This is a genomic window from Bacillus sp. 2175, from assembly GCF_057812155.1.
This window is the reverse complement of the sequence record NZ_CM173819.1, coordinates 1076956-1094019: the sequence shown is the minus strand read 5'-3', so window position 1 is coordinate 1094019 and position 17064 is coordinate 1076956. Positions and strand designations below refer to the sequence as shown.

At 35.5% G+C, this 17064-nt stretch carries 16 protein-coding genes; 3 read left to right on the top strand and 13 right to left on the bottom strand.

Translation table 11 applies throughout. From position 1 onward, the window contains the following. Positions 1–208 precede the first annotated feature (208 nt). The gene (locus ACXKY9_RS05925; protein WP_000747593.1) at positions 209–1036 is read left to right on the top strand and encodes a CAP domain-containing protein; all 828 of its coding nucleotides are present in this window, start codon (positions 209–211) and stop codon (positions 1034–1036) included. A gap of 40 nt (positions 1037–1076) precedes the next feature. On the opposite strand, the gene ACXKY9_RS05920 is transcribed toward ACXKY9_RS05925, so the two are convergent. From ACXKY9_RS05920 to inhA1, 11 genes are all read right to left on the bottom strand, one after another. Then, positions 1077–1694: a DUF1648 domain-containing protein gene (locus tag ACXKY9_RS05920; protein ID WP_000598998.1), complete on the bottom strand. Its 618-nt coding sequence runs from the start codon at positions 1692–1694 to the stop codon at positions 1077–1079. A 91-nt stretch (positions 1695–1785) separates the two neighbouring features. Continuing rightward, a complete protein-coding gene (locus tag ACXKY9_RS05915; RefSeq protein ID WP_000448324.1) occupies positions 1786–2709 on the bottom strand; it encodes an RluA family pseudouridine synthase in 924 nt (307 codons plus the stop codon). Between the two features lie 100 nt (positions 2710–2809). Then, the gene (locus tag ACXKY9_RS05910; RefSeq protein WP_000490301.1) at positions 2810–3226 is read right to left on the bottom strand and encodes a hypothetical protein; all 417 of its coding nucleotides are present in this window, start codon (positions 3224–3226) and stop codon (positions 2810–2812) included. A 101-nt stretch (positions 3227–3327) separates the two neighbouring features. After that, positions 3328–5520 carry an MMPL family transporter gene (locus ACXKY9_RS05905; protein WP_000856440.1) on the bottom strand — a complete coding sequence of 731 codons (2193 nt, stop codon included), beginning with the start codon at positions 5518–5520 and terminating at the stop codon, positions 3328–3330. 110 nt (positions 5521–5630) lie between these two features. Continuing rightward, on the bottom strand, positions 5631–6278 hold the full coding sequence (locus ACXKY9_RS05900; RefSeq protein ID WP_000727794.1) for a phosphatase PAP2 family protein: 648 nt from the start codon (positions 6276–6278) through the stop codon (positions 5631–5633). A gap of 59 nt (positions 6279–6337) precedes the next feature. Beyond that, positions 6338–7387: a spermidine/putrescine ABC transporter substrate-binding protein PotD gene (potD, locus tag ACXKY9_RS05895; protein WP_000772485.1), complete on the bottom strand. Its 1050-nt coding sequence runs from the start codon at positions 7385–7387 to the stop codon at positions 6338–6340. 38 nt (positions 7388–7425) lie between these two features. Continuing rightward, complete coding sequence (gene potC / locus ACXKY9_RS05890) at positions 7426–8226, bottom strand: spermidine/putrescine ABC transporter permease PotC (RefSeq protein ID WP_000714192.1); 801 nt, start codon at positions 8224–8226, stop codon at positions 7426–7428. A gap of 6 nt (positions 8227–8232) precedes the next feature. Continuing rightward, complete coding sequence (gene potB / locus ACXKY9_RS05885; protein ID WP_000715500.1) at positions 8233–9081, bottom strand: spermidine/putrescine ABC transporter permease PotB; 849 nt, start codon at positions 9079–9081, stop codon at positions 8233–8235. Then, positions 9078–10061: a spermidine/putrescine ABC transporter ATP-binding protein PotA gene (gene potA / locus ACXKY9_RS05880; protein WP_000720336.1), complete on the bottom strand. Its 984-nt coding sequence runs from the start codon at positions 10059–10061 to the stop codon at positions 9078–9080. The genes potB and potA overlap by 4 nt, the downstream gene beginning before the upstream one ends. 239 nt (positions 10062–10300) lie before the next feature. Next, positions 10301–11668: an aldehyde dehydrogenase gene (locus ACXKY9_RS05875; RefSeq protein WP_000028382.1), complete on the bottom strand. Its 1368-nt coding sequence runs from the start codon at positions 11666–11668 to the stop codon at positions 10301–10303. 171 nt (positions 11669–11839) lie between these two features. Next, the gene (gene inhA1, locus ACXKY9_RS05870; protein ID WP_001035947.1) at positions 11840–14230 is read right to left on the bottom strand and encodes a M6 family metalloprotease immune inhibitor InhA1; all 2391 of its coding nucleotides are present in this window, start codon (positions 14228–14230) and stop codon (positions 11840–11842) included. A gap of 342 nt (positions 14231–14572) precedes the next feature. On the opposite strand from inhA1, the gene ACXKY9_RS05865 reads away from it, so the two are divergent. After that, a complete protein-coding gene (locus tag ACXKY9_RS05865; RefSeq protein ID WP_000276219.1) occupies positions 14573–14707 on the top strand; it encodes an anti-repressor SinI family protein in 135 nt (44 codons plus the stop codon). A 79-nt stretch (positions 14708–14786) separates the two neighbouring features. Continuing rightward, a complete protein-coding gene (locus ACXKY9_RS05860; protein ID WP_000578885.1) occupies positions 14787–15110 on the top strand; it encodes a helix-turn-helix domain-containing protein in 324 nt (107 codons plus the stop codon). Positions 15111–15183: 73 nt separating this feature from the next. On the opposite strand, the gene calY is transcribed toward ACXKY9_RS05860, so the two are convergent. Together calY and ACXKY9_RS05850 are read right to left on the bottom strand one after the other, a co-directional pair. Beyond that, positions 15184–15777: a biofilm matrix protein CalY gene (calY, locus tag ACXKY9_RS05855; RefSeq protein ID WP_000053713.1), complete on the bottom strand. Its 594-nt coding sequence runs from the start codon at positions 15775–15777 to the stop codon at positions 15184–15186. A 387-nt stretch (positions 15778–16164) separates the two neighbouring features. Further along, positions 16165–17007 carry a DUF4047 domain-containing protein gene (locus ACXKY9_RS05850; RefSeq protein ID WP_015382237.1) on the bottom strand — a complete coding sequence of 281 codons (843 nt, stop codon included), beginning with the start codon at positions 17005–17007 and terminating at the stop codon, positions 16165–16167. Positions 17008–17064: the final 57 nt, after the last annotated feature.

The following is a 17064-nucleotide window of genomic DNA, read 5'->3' as shown; positions in this document are numbered from 1 at the left end:
ACACTATAAATTCCTTTTATACTCTATATTTCTCTTATTTTTGCTCCCTTCTTCTCTTAGGATAAATTAGGTAATTTTAAAGTCTATGAATTTTTTTCCATCTTTTTTCTCGCAAATTGTATGCTACGATGAATTTGTCAGTCAGACAGGCTGTCAAAAACAAATCGTGTGAAAACAAATTAAAACTTTATATAGGGGGACACACATCATGAAAAAGCGTGTTTTATTATCTGTAGCTGCTGCAACAGCTCTTACTTTAGGAGTATCTTCTCTAGATGCACAAGCTGCAACAGTACAACCATCTAACGTAAAGGTTCAAAATATTCAGCATTCAAAAGTGATGATGAAACAAATGAACCAACAAGAATTACAAGCATTCTTACAATCTATGGGAGTTGAATCATTAGCACAATGGCAACAAGGAAACTTCCAACCAAACTGCTTCATTCCTGGTCAACAACCTACTGAAAATGTTGTAACTGAGCAACCAACAGCTAAGCCAGAAACTCAAAAGCCAGTTGAACAAAAACCAGCCGAGCAAAAGCCTGCTGAAGAAGTTCAAAAACCAGAAGCTCAAAAACCTGCTGAAAACAACAATACTCAAAAACCTGCTGAACAAAAACCAGCTGAGCAAAAGCCTGCTGAAGAAGCAAAATCTTTAAGTGAGTTCGAACAACGTGTTGTTGAATTAACAAACGCTGAGCGTGCAAAACAAGGCTTACCAGCACTAAAAATCGATACTGAATTAAGCAAAGTAGCACGTATTAAGTCTGAAGATATGCAAAAAAACAACTACTTTGATCATAACAGCCCTACATACGGATCTCCGTTTGATATGATGAAGAAATTTGGTATTTCTTATACATCTGCAGGTGAAAACATCGCTCAAGGCCAACGTACACCTGAAGAAGTAGTACAAGCTTGGATGAACAGCGCTGGACACCGTGCAAACATTTTAAATAACGGCTTCACTCACATCGGTGTTGGTTATGTAGAAAGCGGCAACTACTGGACACAACAATTTATTACGAAGTAAATAGATTAAAAGAGTCTTCTCATAATGAGAAGACTCTTTTTTAAGTTTCATAGCTTTCTATTATGTATGAATAGAAAATATATAACATAAACAACATAGATCCACAGCTTATTATACTAAGCAATACATAAAATCCCCACTCTAAGTTCAAAAACAATGAAAACAATATGCCCCATGCCATCACTTGAAAAATTCGTCTACTCACTAAACGAATTTTTTGTAATTTAATTGGGTCTTTTTCTTTTTCTTTTTCTTTGCCTTTTATGTTCTTAAATTCTTTACTCAGCATAAAAAGAAACATACTAATCCCAATCGTTAATCCTGTTTGAAAGGATATCACCTTCCTAAAATTAATAAAGAGGATAAGCATATGAATAAACAACATAAATAACGTAATTTTCTTTATAAAGCCGCCTATAATACCATGCCCTCTTTCATTAAACTTAAATATATTATGTGAAATAATATACAAAAATCCATATGAAAAAATAATAAAACAGGGAATAAATGCTACAACAACTTGTTTACTCATAAACTCGTTTGGCTCACCATTTACATTCCAATGTACTGCCATACGATTTGGTAAATAGGGATAGAGAAATAGAGTAAGTAAAAGACAAGCGAAAAATATTCCAAGTACATACTTATATTTGATCAAGTGATTCTCACCTCTCTTTTCTCTTAACGGCTTCGCTTCTTTTAGAGAAATCCCTGCAAAAATCTACTTTTTTCAAGTTAAAACTTATACTTTACGCATTTTCTTTTTGAAATTCTTTTATTTTTTTATTTAACTTTGTAGGAAACGGCACATCAACTTCAATTGCTTCTTTCGTAATTGGATGCAAGAAATTTATCTTCATCGCATGCAATGCTTGACTGGACATATATTTTGTTTGTCCACCATATAATACATCCCCAACTAGTGGATTACCATTATGACTCATATGAACACGAATTTGATGTGTTCTACCCGTTTCTAATTGTAACGTTACGAAAGTCGTGTTTTGCTTCTTAAAATACTTTTCTACTTTATAATATGTGATAGCTTGGTCACCTTTTGGAGAAATACGACGCCTTGTAGCATGATGGCGATCCCTTCCGATAGCAGCATCAATCTTTCCTTGTTTCTTCTTTACTTTCCCTTCAACGAGCGCTGCGTACGTTCTTTTAATTTTTCTTTCCATTAATAGACGATCCATAATTGCACCAGCAATTCTATGCTTAGCAAACACGACACCACCTGTCGTATCTTTATCTAAACGATGAATATGACGCACCTTCGTCTCTAAACCTTGCATTTGAAAATGAAAAGCAACAAGATTTGCAAGCGTCCCGGTTCCACCTCTTTCAGCAGGGTGTGTGTCCATTTGCTCTGGTTTATTTACGATAAGTACGTGATCATCTTCGTATACTACATGTAATTCACCATATTCTGGATCTACACCGTACTCTTCCTCCGCAAACATATGGACTTGTAACTTATCGTTCTCTTTTAAAAGCTCATTCCATCTTCTTTGTTCCCCGTTAACCGTAACACCTTTTTCCATACGAAGCTGATGTAATAGCTTTTTCGGTATTTCCCATTCTACTTTTAATACCGATTCAATACTTATACCATTCCATTTAGCTGGAACGATAATTTCACACCATTCGCCCTTTTTCTTTGTTTCCATACTGTTTATCACCTTATTTCTATTGATTCTCTCATTGTAACGGAAAACACACTTTGATGCACTGTCAAAAATAGAGGACAGTCTTATAATAGACTGCCCCTCAAGCTCTAAGTCTTTTCATTTCTAATAATACTTCTTCAGCTTTTTGTTCATACGATAAATCTTTAAAGAAATCCGCCAACCTTTTATAATCATTGTAAGCATCTAATAAATCGTCCATCTTTTCTATTTTCATCACTTGTTGTTTTTGTTTCATTTTTACTGGATAGCGATAACCTGATACTTCTTGTATTTTGTAATACTCATCCTCTACTTGAACGACCTTTACAAGTTCTTCCTCTTCTGCATCCATCGTATACCCGTCAAATTCTCTAAGTAGTTCATAAATGATATGAGTCCATTCATCTTTTGGATAAAATCCTTTTTCTAACCGATAACCGACAATGCGATACATATGCCCATCGTTCTCGGCAAACTGTACTGTATCATTTAACTTAAACTTAAAATAACGAAACATTGCCTTCACCTACTTATTATGTAATGTTCTTATCACATACTATTTGCAAAATGTAGGCTTTGCTATTCATAAAAAATGTTCATCATATTGATGAGCATTTTTTACGATGCTTTTTCTCGTTTTTTTCGAAATGGTAACCACCAGTTCCAGTCTCCAAATAACTTCATTAAGCTTGGTACGAGCATAAGACGAATAATTGTTGCATCAAGAAATATTGCTAATGCAACGCCAAGACCCATCTGCTTTACTGGTAAAATATCAGTAAATGCGAATGCACCAGTTACAACAATCATTATTAAAGCAGCTGATGTAATAATTCTACTTGTTGAAACGAGCCCTTCTAACGTTGCTTGATCGTTATCTCCTGTTTCTTCATAGAGCTCATGAATACGTGAAATAAGAAATACTTCATAATCCATACTAAGCCCAAATACGAGGCCAAAAATGAAGATTGGTAAGACAAACAGAACCGGACTCGCTTCTAAACCGAAATGACCACCTTCAAATAACCAAACAACAATTCCAATGGTTGCACTTAAACTAAGTATATTCATAACAATTGCCTTAATTGGAATGAGCATAGATCGGAATGCAAATAATAATATAACAAAGGTCGATCCAAATATAACAGACATACCAATTACAACTTTATCTTTAATTTCATCTTCTAATTCTTGTTGAAACGTCGTCATTCCGCCTAGATAATACGTAACATCCGTTTCTTTATAGTTCTTTTTAAAGTCACGTACCCACTGTTTTGCAGTCTCTGTACGTGGTTTTGTTTTCAAAAAGATTTCTATCGTCGTCTTATTCCCTTGCGTGTATGCTTCAAATACAGGAGTTAGTTTCGCTGATTCTGGCGACTGCAATATTCCAACAACTTGATCTGCTTTCATTCCAGTTAACCCGTCGTATAAACTTCTTACTTCATGTACTTTCTTATCATCTTTTAACTTTTGAACGACTTCTTCTATCTTTTGTAGACTTTCTTTTTCTTTCATATCTTTTTTCGTCTCTACAACTAACGTAACATCAGCGTGTGTTTTGACAGTTTCATTAAATGCTTCTTCATACTTTTCATATGCAATCCTTGTATCACTCTTTTCAGGTAAAGCTTCAATACCAGGGAACTGCAAATTAGCTGTACGTAACGGTAATAAGCAAATAACAATAAATGTTGTAACAACAATAATCATTGCAATTGGATGTTTCATCACAAATTGTGCAAATTTACGCCATGCTTTTGCCGGCGTATGTGCTACTTGATTCTTTTTTAATATTCTTTTACCGATTAACGATAATAGTGCTGGAAGAAGTGTGAGTGAGAATAAAATGCTCATAATGACAACAATCATTCCGCTAATCGCGACAGATTGAATATAATCTATCTTAAAGAAAAACAAACCAGATAATCCAACAAATACGCATAATCCTGAAAATACAATCGCACGTCCTGCCGTTTGATATGTAATTGTTATCGCTTCTTTTACCGTTCGTTTAGCAACTTCCTCTCGAAAACGGTTCACAAATAATAGCGCAAAATCAATAGATAATGCAAGTCCAATCATCGGTGCAACATTTAACACGAAAATAGATAGTTCTTTATCAACACCGATGAAATACAATATCCCCATCGTACTAATAACACTAAGCGCCCCATTCAAAATCGGTAAAATTGATGCCAAAAGACTACCAAACGAAAATAGTAATACAAGAAACGCAATTGGTAATCCAATCATTTCTGCTACTTTTAAATCATTTTGCGTTCTTTCATTAATCTCTTTATTAATTTTCGGAAATCCTGTAGGTGTTACTTTTAATGCTACATTACTTTCTTTCTCAATCTCATCAGCAAATTGTAATGTCTTTTCCATTCTTTCTTTATTTGTTTTCCCGGAAAATAAAATTGTCGCATAACCGATGTCATCTTGTAGCATTTCTTTATTTTGGATTGGGTGATGGAAAGATTCATAGTTCTCTTTCTCTTGAACATTCTTTACAATTTCATTTATTCGCTTTTTAAATTCCTCATGCGAAGCATCTTTATTTTTCTCAAAAATGAGCAGCAGCGTATCTTGAGACTTCTTAAAATCTTTATCTAAAATTTCTTTCGTTTTTTGATAGTCGCCTTCCGTTTGGAAACCGTCACCACCTAATACTCCCGGTAGCTTTGGAGCAAAAATCCCAAGTGCGATTGCGAGCAACAGTAACGTTACAATTACGGTATAACGAAACTGATACAAAAAGGCTCCTAACTTCCCCCACTTATCAACTTTATGTACATTTGTCTTCACACATTTTCACCTACTTTAAATAATTCAATTGTCACTTATACTGTATCACATCTTGATATAAACAAAAAACGTCTGGAAAAACTATAATAATAGTTTTTCCAGACGTTTTTCTATCTCTCTTTATTAAGCCCTAATCTCTCAGTAAGTAAACGATGGTAGTAAATCGCGATAATTAACAAAATACCACCTACGCAGTAACCAGCTAAAATATCAGTTGGATAATGTACATTTAAAATGACTCTACTTAATCCAATCGATAAAATTACTATACCCATCAAAATTGTTGTGACACATTTCCCAGCTACACTTTTCAAATTAGCAGCAATGATATAAGTAAGAAATCCAAATGTCATAATCGATAGCATTGCATGTCCACTAGGAAAACTATATCCAAGTGCATCTAGCGCTTCATTTAATGACGGACGTTCTCTCTTTACACTCTCTTTTATCCCTTTATTCACAAGATGTGTTATTAAAATTCCCATTGGATATACAATCATCGCAGCATAATAACGCTTCTTCCAAAAAACAAGCAAACTTATAACGAGCGTAGCGACTATCCCAATTGCTGATCCCAATTTTGTAAAGTACGAGAAAAATGTAAGAGAACTTTCCGTTTGTAGCCCTCTTACTAATCCACGGACATATGTATCCATCACTGTAACGCCACCTGCATGTACGCGCCAAGCAACAATACCAAATACAGCAAATAACAAACCGATACACATTACCTCATACTGATGTAACTTCTTCTTCAAACGATTTCCTCCTACTATGAAAAAATGCGATTTCTACTTTAGAAACCGCATTTCCTTACTTATTTACCTTTTGTTTTTAGCTCTGTCCAGTAACGATCATAGTCTTTTAACTTATCGTCTACATCAACAAGCCATTCTGTACGATCTAACTCTTCTTTCGTTAAGAAAATCATGTGATTATCACGGTATTCTTTACTATGAAGAGGATGAGCTTTTTCATTTGGATTACTGTAACCAATTGACTCGTAGTTTTTCACACTTACTTTTTCATCTAGTAAGTAGTTCATAAATTTCTCAGCAAGCTCTTTATGTTTTGCACCTTTTGGAATTGCTAACGTATCAGCCCAAATTGTGCCGCCTTCTTTCGGTACAACATATTCTACATCTTTATTATCTTTTGCGATAAATGCTGCATCTCCAGACCAAACTGTTCCGATCCAAGCATCTTCTGTAATGAATTTTTGTTTAATGTTATCTGTATCAAATGCTAATAAGTTTGGAAGCAGCTTCTTTAAATCATCTGCTGCTGTCTTTAATTGTGCATCGTCTTTCGTACTGTTTGAGAACCCGTGCTTCTTAAGACCCACTCCTAATACTTCACGAGAATCGTTCAATAACGTTACATGTCCTTTATATTTCTCATTCCATAAGTCCGCCCAGCTTGTAGGTGCTTCTTTCACATACTTTTTATTGTATGCAATCCCTGTTACACCCCAAGTGTACACTAAAGAATATTTATTCTCTGGATCAAACGCAGGTGTTTTGAAATTAGAAACCATATTTTCGATATTCGGGATATTCTTTTTATCTAACGGCGCTAATAAGTCCATTTTCGCCATTGTTTTAACCATGTAATCCGACGGCTGGATTAAGTCATACTTTGCGCCACCAGCTTGTAATTTCGCAAGCATTTCTTCATTACTTGCGTACTTGTCATAGTTAATTTTCACATTATATTTCTTTTCAAAATCTTTTAGCACTTGCTCATCAAAATTGTCAGCCCAGCTATAAATATTTAATTCTTCTTTCTTTTCACCACAACCAGCAAGCACACCAGCAACAAGGCTAAAACTAATTGCTGCGCCAGCTATTCTTTTCATTAATTTCATCGGTTTATTACCCCCTTGTACTTTCTATATCGTTCGTATTATAAAGGAAGGTGTCCTCCAGAGTTTTCTTCACCATCTGCACCTTTATTCCGGAAGATTTCAGATAGAACCATTAATCCTACGATAGCAACAATTAAAATTGTAGAAAGAGCATTGATTTCTGGTGATACTCCGCGCTTAACCATACTGTAAATGTATAGTGGCAATGTTGTTGATCCTGGTCCTGATACGAAGAAACTAATTACAAAATCATCAATTGATAATGTGAATGTTAATAATGCTGCCGAAATAACTCCCGGTGCAATTGCTGGGAACGTTACATAACGAAACGTTTGCCAAGGCGTTGCTCCTAAATCATTTGCAGCTTCTTCTAAGTCACGTCCCATACTTGAAAGACGCGCAGCTAAAATAACAACAACAAACGAAATACTAAATGTAATATGTGCAATAATAATCGTTGTTTGTCCAAGTTCCATTCCTAACTGGCTGAAAAGAATTAGTAAAGATAATCCCATTAAAATATCAGGAATTAAAATTGGTAAATATACAAGGCCATTAATAGCCCCTTCAAAACGATATTTATAACGATGTAAAGCGATTGCAAAGAATACACCAAGTACCGTTGTCACAATCGTTGTTATAACTGCAATCGTAATACTATTTACAAATGCATCAATAACATCTTGTTTTTGAAATAAATCTGTATACCAATGGAATGTAAAACCTTCCCACTCCGCATTAATGCGAGAGTCGTTGAAAGAATAGACCATTAAAACCATCATTGGAAAATACAAGAATAACAAAATTAACCAAGAATAAGAAACTAAAAACTTCTTCATCTTTGCCTATTCCCCTCCGTTCTCATTATATTTATATACTTTCGTTGCACGATAATATAAGTAAATTAACAGAACAGAGAATAGAACAACGATAATCGATAACGCAGATCCAAACGGCCAGTCACGTGCACCTAAGAATTGATTTTGAATAACGTTTCCGATTAATGCTACTTTCGATCCGCCCATCACGTCTGATACAACAAACATTCCGATAGAAGAAACGAATACTAAAATAGAACCAGTCGCAATTCCTGACATCGTCATCGGCACTGTTATATTCCAAAATGCCTTTATTGGTGTTGCTCCTAAATCATAAGCAGCTTCTAGCTTACGCTTATCCAGCTGCTCAATTGCTGCATACACTGGTAAAATCATAAATGGTAATAAAGAATAGACCATTCCGAGTATTACAGAAGGAGTATTATATAATAAATTTAACGGTTCACTAATAATGCCAAGCTTTAATAACAACGTATTCACAAGACCTTGTGAACGTAAAATAACAATCCATGCGTATGAACGAACAAGAAAGTTAATCCAAAACGGGATCGTTGCCAATAATAAAAGAATAGAGCGGTATTTGCGGTCAACAATTGTAATTGTATACGCAAACGGATAACCAATTAATAAACATATTACTGTTGTAATAACTGCAATTTTAACAGTTTCCCATAACGTTCCTAAGTATAATGGATCAAACACACGGGATATATTCTCCAGCGTAAATTGCATTTCTACTGTCCCGTAAGCTCCGCGCTGCATGAAGGCGAATCCTAATACGAATACGAGCGGGATTAGGAAGAAAATTAACAGCCACGCGACTGTAGGTAGTGCGAGTAATTTCCCTTTTTTCAATTTAAGGTCACCTCGTCCTCTTGCTCCCAGCCTACATATACATTATCTCCAATGCTCCACTGTGCTGCCTCTTCAGCAGTTTGATATGCCATTAGTAATTCTGATGTTTTCTCATCACGTACATAAAGCTTCTCCATATTTCCGACAAACTCGATATCTTCAATATGTCCAAGATGGTATTCTTTTAAAATTGACTCTTCAACCGAACGTACTTTTACATTTTCAGGGCGAATTGCTACATAGCCTTCCCCGTTTTTCACAATATTATTTTCACCGATGAATGTCGCAACGAACAATGTTTTCGGCTTATTGTAAATTTCTTTCGGTGTTCCGATTTGTTCGATATGTCCTTTATTCATAACTACAATACGATCGCTCATGCTCATTGCTTCTTCTTGATCGTGCGTTACGTATATGAACGTAATTCCTAAATTACGTTGTAAGTTTTTCAATTCACGTTGCAAGTCTTTTCGTAACTTAAAGTCAAGCGCTCCAAGTGGCTCATCTAATAGTAATACACGCGGATTATTTACAATCGCTCTTGCAATTGCAACACGCTGCTGTTGTCCACCAGAAAGCTTCGCAGGTTTACGATTACGGAACTCAAGTAACTGCGTTAAACGCATTGCCTCTTCAGCACGCTCTTTCTGCTCTGCTGCTGATACTTTCTGCATTTTCATACCAAAACAAATATTCTTCTCTACTGTCATATGTGGGAATAGTGCGTAATGTTGGAACACTAGGTTCATATGACGCTTATATGGCGGCAAATCGTTAATTCTTTCATCATCTAATAAAAGATTCCCTTTAGTTGGAGTTTCAAATCCTGCGATCATACGAAGTAACGTCGTTTTCCCGCAGCCACTCGGCCCTAAAATTGTTAAAAACTCTCCCTCTTTAATATCTAAAGAAAGAGGTGGGATAATCACTTGATTTCCAAAATGTTTTTCAACTGCTTCAACTTTAATAATCTTTTTCATTTTCCCGTCCTATCTACCTTAAATTTTAAATTTTTATATTCATGAATAAATATTTATGTTCTATAGACTATTTTTTGTTTCGATCCAAACAAAAATGGTTATTTAGCAAGCGTTCGTTTCTATTCTTTATGTAGTATGTTTGATTCATTTTCGCCTGATACATAACGTCGAACAGAAAAACCCCTTCCATTGCGAAGGGGCTATTATCATACGGCTACGCCTACTGATAAACACCATCATCATTTTAACAACTTTCGTATGAATTTTAAAGCACTTTTTGTAGAAGAGTAACGAATTTTCATGTCGAATGCTGTAGATTGGGCTAAAATGCTTTTATAATGTGAAAAAGTCCGAAAACTTTCTTTCCCATGATAACCCCCTAATCCACTACTTCCAACACCCCCAAAAGGTAAATATGGCGTAGCAAGGTGATAGACAACATCATTAATACAGCCTCCACCATATGAAATATTACTCGTCACTTTCTTTTGTACTTCTTTATCTTCAGAAAATACATATAACGCTAACGGCTTCGGATGTTGCTGGATTGTGCCAATTACATTTTCTATATTGTCGTACTCTATGATTGGTAAAATCGGACCAAAAATTTCATCTTCCATAACAGCATCTTGCCATGTAATATCCGCTAGTACTGTCGGTTCAATATGTAAAGTATCTTTCTCATAGTTTCCACCAATTACGACTTGACCATCTTGTAAGAATCCACATAATCGTTCAAAATGACGCTCACTTACAATACGCACGTAATTTTCATTTTGTAAAGGTTCTTTACTATACTGCTCTGTAATTTCATGTCGCAGTGCCTCAATTAGCTTTTCTTTCACGGAAGAATGCACGTACATATAATCAGGCGCTACACACGTCTGCCCTGCATTTAAAAACTTTCCCCAAACAATTCTTCTTGCTGTCATCTCTATCTTTGCATCTTTATGTACAATACAAGGACTTTTCCCGCCAAGTTCTAAAGTGAGCGGCGTCAACTGTTTCGCTGCTGCTTCCATTACAACTTTTCCAACGCCAACACTACCAGTAAAGAAAATATAATCAAACGGTTCCTTCAGCAAAGATGTACTCTCTTCAACGCCACCTTCTACTACCGCTACAAGCTCTTCCGGGAATAATTCATCTAACATTCTCTTAAGCACTTTTGAAACGCTTGGCGTTAACTCTGACGGCTTTAAAACGATTGTATTTCCAGCTGCCAGTGCTCCTACAAGTGGTGCAATTGCTAATTGAAAAGGATAGTTCCACGGTGCAATAATAAGCGTCACACCATACGGTTCTGGCACTACTTTTCCTTTTGATCCAAAATGAGTAAGTGCTGTTCGAACTCGTTTCGGTTTACTCCACGATGACATATGTTTCAATTGAAAGGAAATCTCTTTTAATACATATCCAACTTCCGTTGTAAACGACTCGTGAACTGACTTATTTAAATCTAATTTCAATGCCTGAAATATTTCTTCTTCAAAACGCTGAATGCCTTCATAAAGCTTCTTCAAATTATTCTTTCTCATTTCGATGCTTCTCGTATGCCCTTTTAAAAAATATTCCTTTTGCCTACTTACAATAGAGGAAATACTCATTCACTCACCTTCTCCCACTATTTTTATCCAATTCTTTCATTATTTATATAAACTTCATATATAACAAATTTCTATTCTTAAGGTTACATTATATATGACTTTTTCAGCTATATAAAATTCATTGCTCACAAAAAAACTACCGAAAGAAAATCTCTCGGTAGTTTTACAGTATTAACGATATAAACGAACAGCACCTGCAGAATTATCATCAGCTTGTCCTACTACTTCAAATTTCAAACCAAGCTTCGGTAAAATACGTCCTGCATCTGGAATCTGTTGATTAATATACGTTTTAGAATCATCAAACTTCGGTACGCCTGCTAAGCCATCATACGTAAATGTTCCACGCGTTGGAGATACGACTTTCCAAGCTGGCGTTTTGTCAAATGAAAACGCTGCATCAGCGATTTGGAATCGTGTACTACTCTTAACTGTTGGTTTACCATTTAAAGTACCAACAATTGCTTCTGGATGAGAATCAACTACACCAAGGAAACCGTGTCCTGGATGTACACCAACCCAGTTATCTGTATAAGCTGAATCTGCATACCATACAACCATACCAGTGTTAAATACTGGACCGCGAGCAAATTTCAACGCGTTATCTGCCCCAGCATAGTTTCTCCACTCAACATAGTAGTTATGTTTTTTCTTCTCTGTTCCGTTAGATACAACGAAACCATCTAATTTTAATTGTGGTGTACCTTCTGCGTCATCAGAGAATACTACTTTACCATCTACTGTTAATGAAGCATTATCAAGAGCGAATCCATTTAATGCTAAACCACCATCAGTAATGTAATCAAATGTTAATTTTACTTTCTTGCCTTTGAATTGACTTAAATCATATGATTTGTCAATCCATTTTCCATTTGTCGAATCTGCATTTCCACTATTTGCTTTCTCACCAAGTCTTTCAATTAACGTTTGTTTACCATCTTCTGTTACAGCGTGTACTTCAAGGAAATCATAACCTGCTTCAATCTCATATAATGACTTGAAATCAAATTTTGCACTCGTTGCATTCGTTAAATCGAACAACGGTGTTTCCATCTTCGTATGAAGATCGTCACCTTTTGTGCTGTAATAATATTGTTTACCAAATGCTGGCTCAATTGTTTTAACATCTTTATCCGGTAAGTTAACACGGATCATGCCTGGTCTTGCTGATTTCGTAACACTTTGATCCAAATATGTCGCTAGACCGATACCTTTATTTAATTTCTCGTAATCTACTTCTACGATATTTGCCCAGTTACCACCGATTGTTTTTTGGAAAAACTCTTTATTTTGTGGTGAGAAACTCGTTGGCGTCGTTCCAGCGATTTTACCAGCCCAGCTTCCGCCACTCATAATAGACCAAGCTTCAATCGGCTCACCTTGACCACTATATTGTGTATCGTACTCATCTGGAAGACCTAAATCGTGACCATATTCATGTGCGAATACACCAACTGCTCCATCTTCTGGTTCAATTGTGTAGTCGAATGCTGCCATCTTTCCACCCCAATATGGTACTTTCGCTTGTGTACCTTCAATTGGGAATGGCTTTGGTCCAACTGTCCAACGGTGCGACCAAATTGCATCATCGCCTAATTTACCACCGCCTGCTTCTTGTCCAACACCCGCATGAATAATCATTAAGTGATCGATTAAACCGTCTGGTTGATTTTTATTCCCATCACCATTTACATCGTATTGATCAAATTGGTCGAACTCTGATAAATCAATACCACTATCTACAGCTGCTTTTAATGCATCTTTTACTAAATCACGTGGCCCTTTTGGTCCTTTATTATCATGGCCTCCGCCCGGAGCATCTGCACCGTAATCAGCAGCTTTACCAGGAACTGTTAACCATTTTGTAACTGTTCCGTCTACAGTATAACTACCACCAGATTGCTCTTCGTAATATTGTTTAAACGTTTCAATTTTACTTCCATCATCTAATGTGAATGGCTCGTTGCCGAATAACATTTTTTCATAATGTTCTTTATTAAAATCGTTAGAATACATATATCCAGGCTCTTTGTCGATATTATTATGTTTAAAGTCAGCGTACTCTACAAGTAAAACGAGTACTTTGTCTTTACGAACTTCACCGTTATAGTCTTTTTGTTTCGCTGGAGAAGTTGGTACTTTACCATTTAGACCGCCTTTAACTGGGCCTGTCGCTGCAGGTGTGCCTGTTGCTGGTTGATTTAATTTTTCTTTCGTGTCTGCTTTCGCATCTTTCACTTTCTTTAAAAAGTCGGATGCATCTTTCGTAAGTTGGTCCCCATTCGCTGCTTCTTTCCCAGGATTTTCACCCTTTTTGTTCTCTACATACTTTTCGACTGCTTTCTTTGTTTCTGTCTCTGAAGCCTTCGAATCAATTACCCCACGTTTTTTTAATGCATCTGCTAAACGTTCTTCCGGAATTAAATGATCATCCACTGGGCTCGTAGCTGTTTTATTCACAGGCGTTTCAGCATATGCAGATTGAGTGCCAGCTCCGAATGAAAGGCCTAATACAGCTGTCAATGCGATTGATGACAAAACTTTGAACGGTTTCTTGTTCATCCCTTATTTCCTCCCCTAATAAATAATATGTATTACAAATTAAATTTTATTAAAAATTCAATATTTTTTCAATATTTAGTCATATTATGTAATGTTTTTAATATATTTGTAAAAATTTCATAGTTAGCATACGAATATATCACAATTCAACAATGTTTTCTGAAAATATTGAAAGTTTTTATCGAACAATTTATAATTTCCATAGAGGGAGTTTAATGGGGATTTTATCTTTGTTTCATCTACACAATATTTGATAATTCACTATATAAAACACAAAATCGGATTTCATTATCATGTATTCTGTAGCAGCAATTATGACCGATAATTAGGGAGGAATTACATTTGTACAAAGATAAGACAGACGCACTGGATCAAGAATGGATTGATTTAATACTTGAAGCTCTAGATGCCGGTATCGCCATGCAAGACATCGAGCAATTTTTCCAACGTATGAAGCCATCCAGTCAGGCTCAATAGGTTTGTTCTTTTTAACGAAGTTTATGTTATAATAATAACATCATAAGACAACTACATATTGATAGAAAGGTGCGCAAATATGATTGGAGAACGTATAAAACGCCTTCGTTTACAAAAAGGGATTTCATTAACTGAACTTGCCGAAAAAGCTGGCGTTGCTAAATCTTACATTAGTTCTATAGAACGAAATTTACAAAAAAACCCTTCCATTCAGTTTCTTGAAAAGATCGCAGCAGTTCTACAAATTCCAGTTGATACTTTACTTCATGATGAAACAACAAAGGAAACTAACCTAGACTCCGAATGGACACAACTCGTTAAAGATGCAATGAACTCTGGTGTCTCCAAAGAACAATTTCGTGAATTTCTTGAATTTACAAAGTGGAAGCAAAATCAAAAATAATAATAGAAAGAAGTGCTTACAACCAGCACTTCTTTTTCTTTATAAAAAAAAGCGGGAATACCCGCTTTTTTTATTATTTTTCTTCCCCAGCTTCTTGGTTAGCATTGAATGTCCATTCTAAATTCAATGTATCACCTTGGAAGATATTTTGGTCTTTTCCATCATCTACAAATTCAAATTGTACCCATAGATAATCCTCTGTACCAGCTGCTAATCCACCCTTTTCTCCCCACTCAGGAGCAAAGATATCTTTAGCTAAAAGATCTGGATCAACTTTTTGTAAGTCTGCTAAAGTTGTTTCGTATACAGGCTCACTTTGTTTATCCCAGTTCCAAAGGAATTTTACTTTAACGTGCTTACCAAAGTCTTCACCAGCATTATCACCTTTTGCATCTTTAACAGTATACTTTGTTGCTAATTTAACGTCTTTAATAGTTAACGAACCGCTGTTTTGTAATAAGAACTCTTTCTTAACAGAATCCCCTGGTTTTAAATCTTTAATATCTACAAGCGTCTTAGGGTTTAATGTAAGGTCTAACGTCCCAGCTGCAAATGTATTGTTTGATACTTCTTTATCGCTAAAGAATGCAAATGTTCCTCCACCAATTAAAGCTAACCCCAATGCTGCTGATGCAACTCCCATACCTAATTTCTTTTTCAGACTCACAATCAATTCCCCCTAGCTTTTTTTTATATTTTTATCACTTATTTTTCAATAAGAGATGTAAAGAAAACTATATTAGCTTAGCTAATATGTGTTCTTTTTTAAAAACCTTATGTTCATTATAACGAACAACCCTATATAAACACAACACATATTTATTAATATTTTCAGTTATTTTTATTTCTCAATATCATTTAGACTTTTCAGAAAAAAACAATGATAATTTATAACTTTTTTCACACTCAAATCATTTAATACTATAAGAAAAAAGAAAAACAAAGAGGTGAGGGCTAACGTTCCCTCACACTCGTATAAATATTACTAGTCTTGCTTATTCGTTCACTCTCTCTTACACCACATTCTTGTTTTCCGGCTGTTTCACTAAAGCAGTTACTCCGCTTTCTTTTGCTCTTCTAGCTTTTTCTGTTCTTCTGCTTTCTTCTGTTCTTCTGCTTTCTTCTGTTCTTCTACTTTCTTCTGTTCTTCTGCTTTCTTCTGTTCTTCTACTTTCTTCTGTTCCTCTGCTTTCTTCTGTTCTTCTACTTTCTTCTGTTCTTCGGCTTTCTTCTGTTCTTCTACTTTCTTCTGTTCTTCTGCTTTCTTCTGTTCTTCTACTTTCTTCTGTTCTTCGGCTTTCTTCTGTTCTTCTACTTTCTTCTGTTCTTCGGCTTTCTTTTGTCCTTCCGCTTCAATTGCAACGTTTAATTGTTGCTGAAGAGCCTGAATTTGCTCATCAATAGCTTTCAAGCTAATTTCTTTCTCAATATAGTCACGCTTCTCTTTGATACTGCGGAAGCCTTCATTTACATATATGGACACTTGCTGCATCGACTCATCTTTATTTACCTTTAATTCTTCTTGTATTTGATTGTAAGGAGCTTCTATTTCAGTATATACATTTTGCAGGGCTTCCTTCTCAGCAACAATTTTCTCACGCCCTTGTTGCCATACAGAAATCGCCTGTTTTATTTCTTCAATAGAAGTTGCTTTCGATTTTCCCTTCATCGTTCCATACTCACGCTCAATAAACTGTTTATGTTTCTCAGATTGCTCTTTTAACGTATTAACTGTTTTCGGAAATATAATTGCTGTAGAAAGCGTCGCTTCTACTTTCGTTTCATGAATGAACGCCGCTTCTGTATGCGTCATAATTTGAGATCCTAAATAAAACGTAATAGAACACATACACGGCAATATAAGCATCTTTTTAAAATTACGCGGTCTTTTCAGCATCTTAATCTCTCCCATCGAACATTACGTTCTTTATACAGAACATTATCTATATTATAG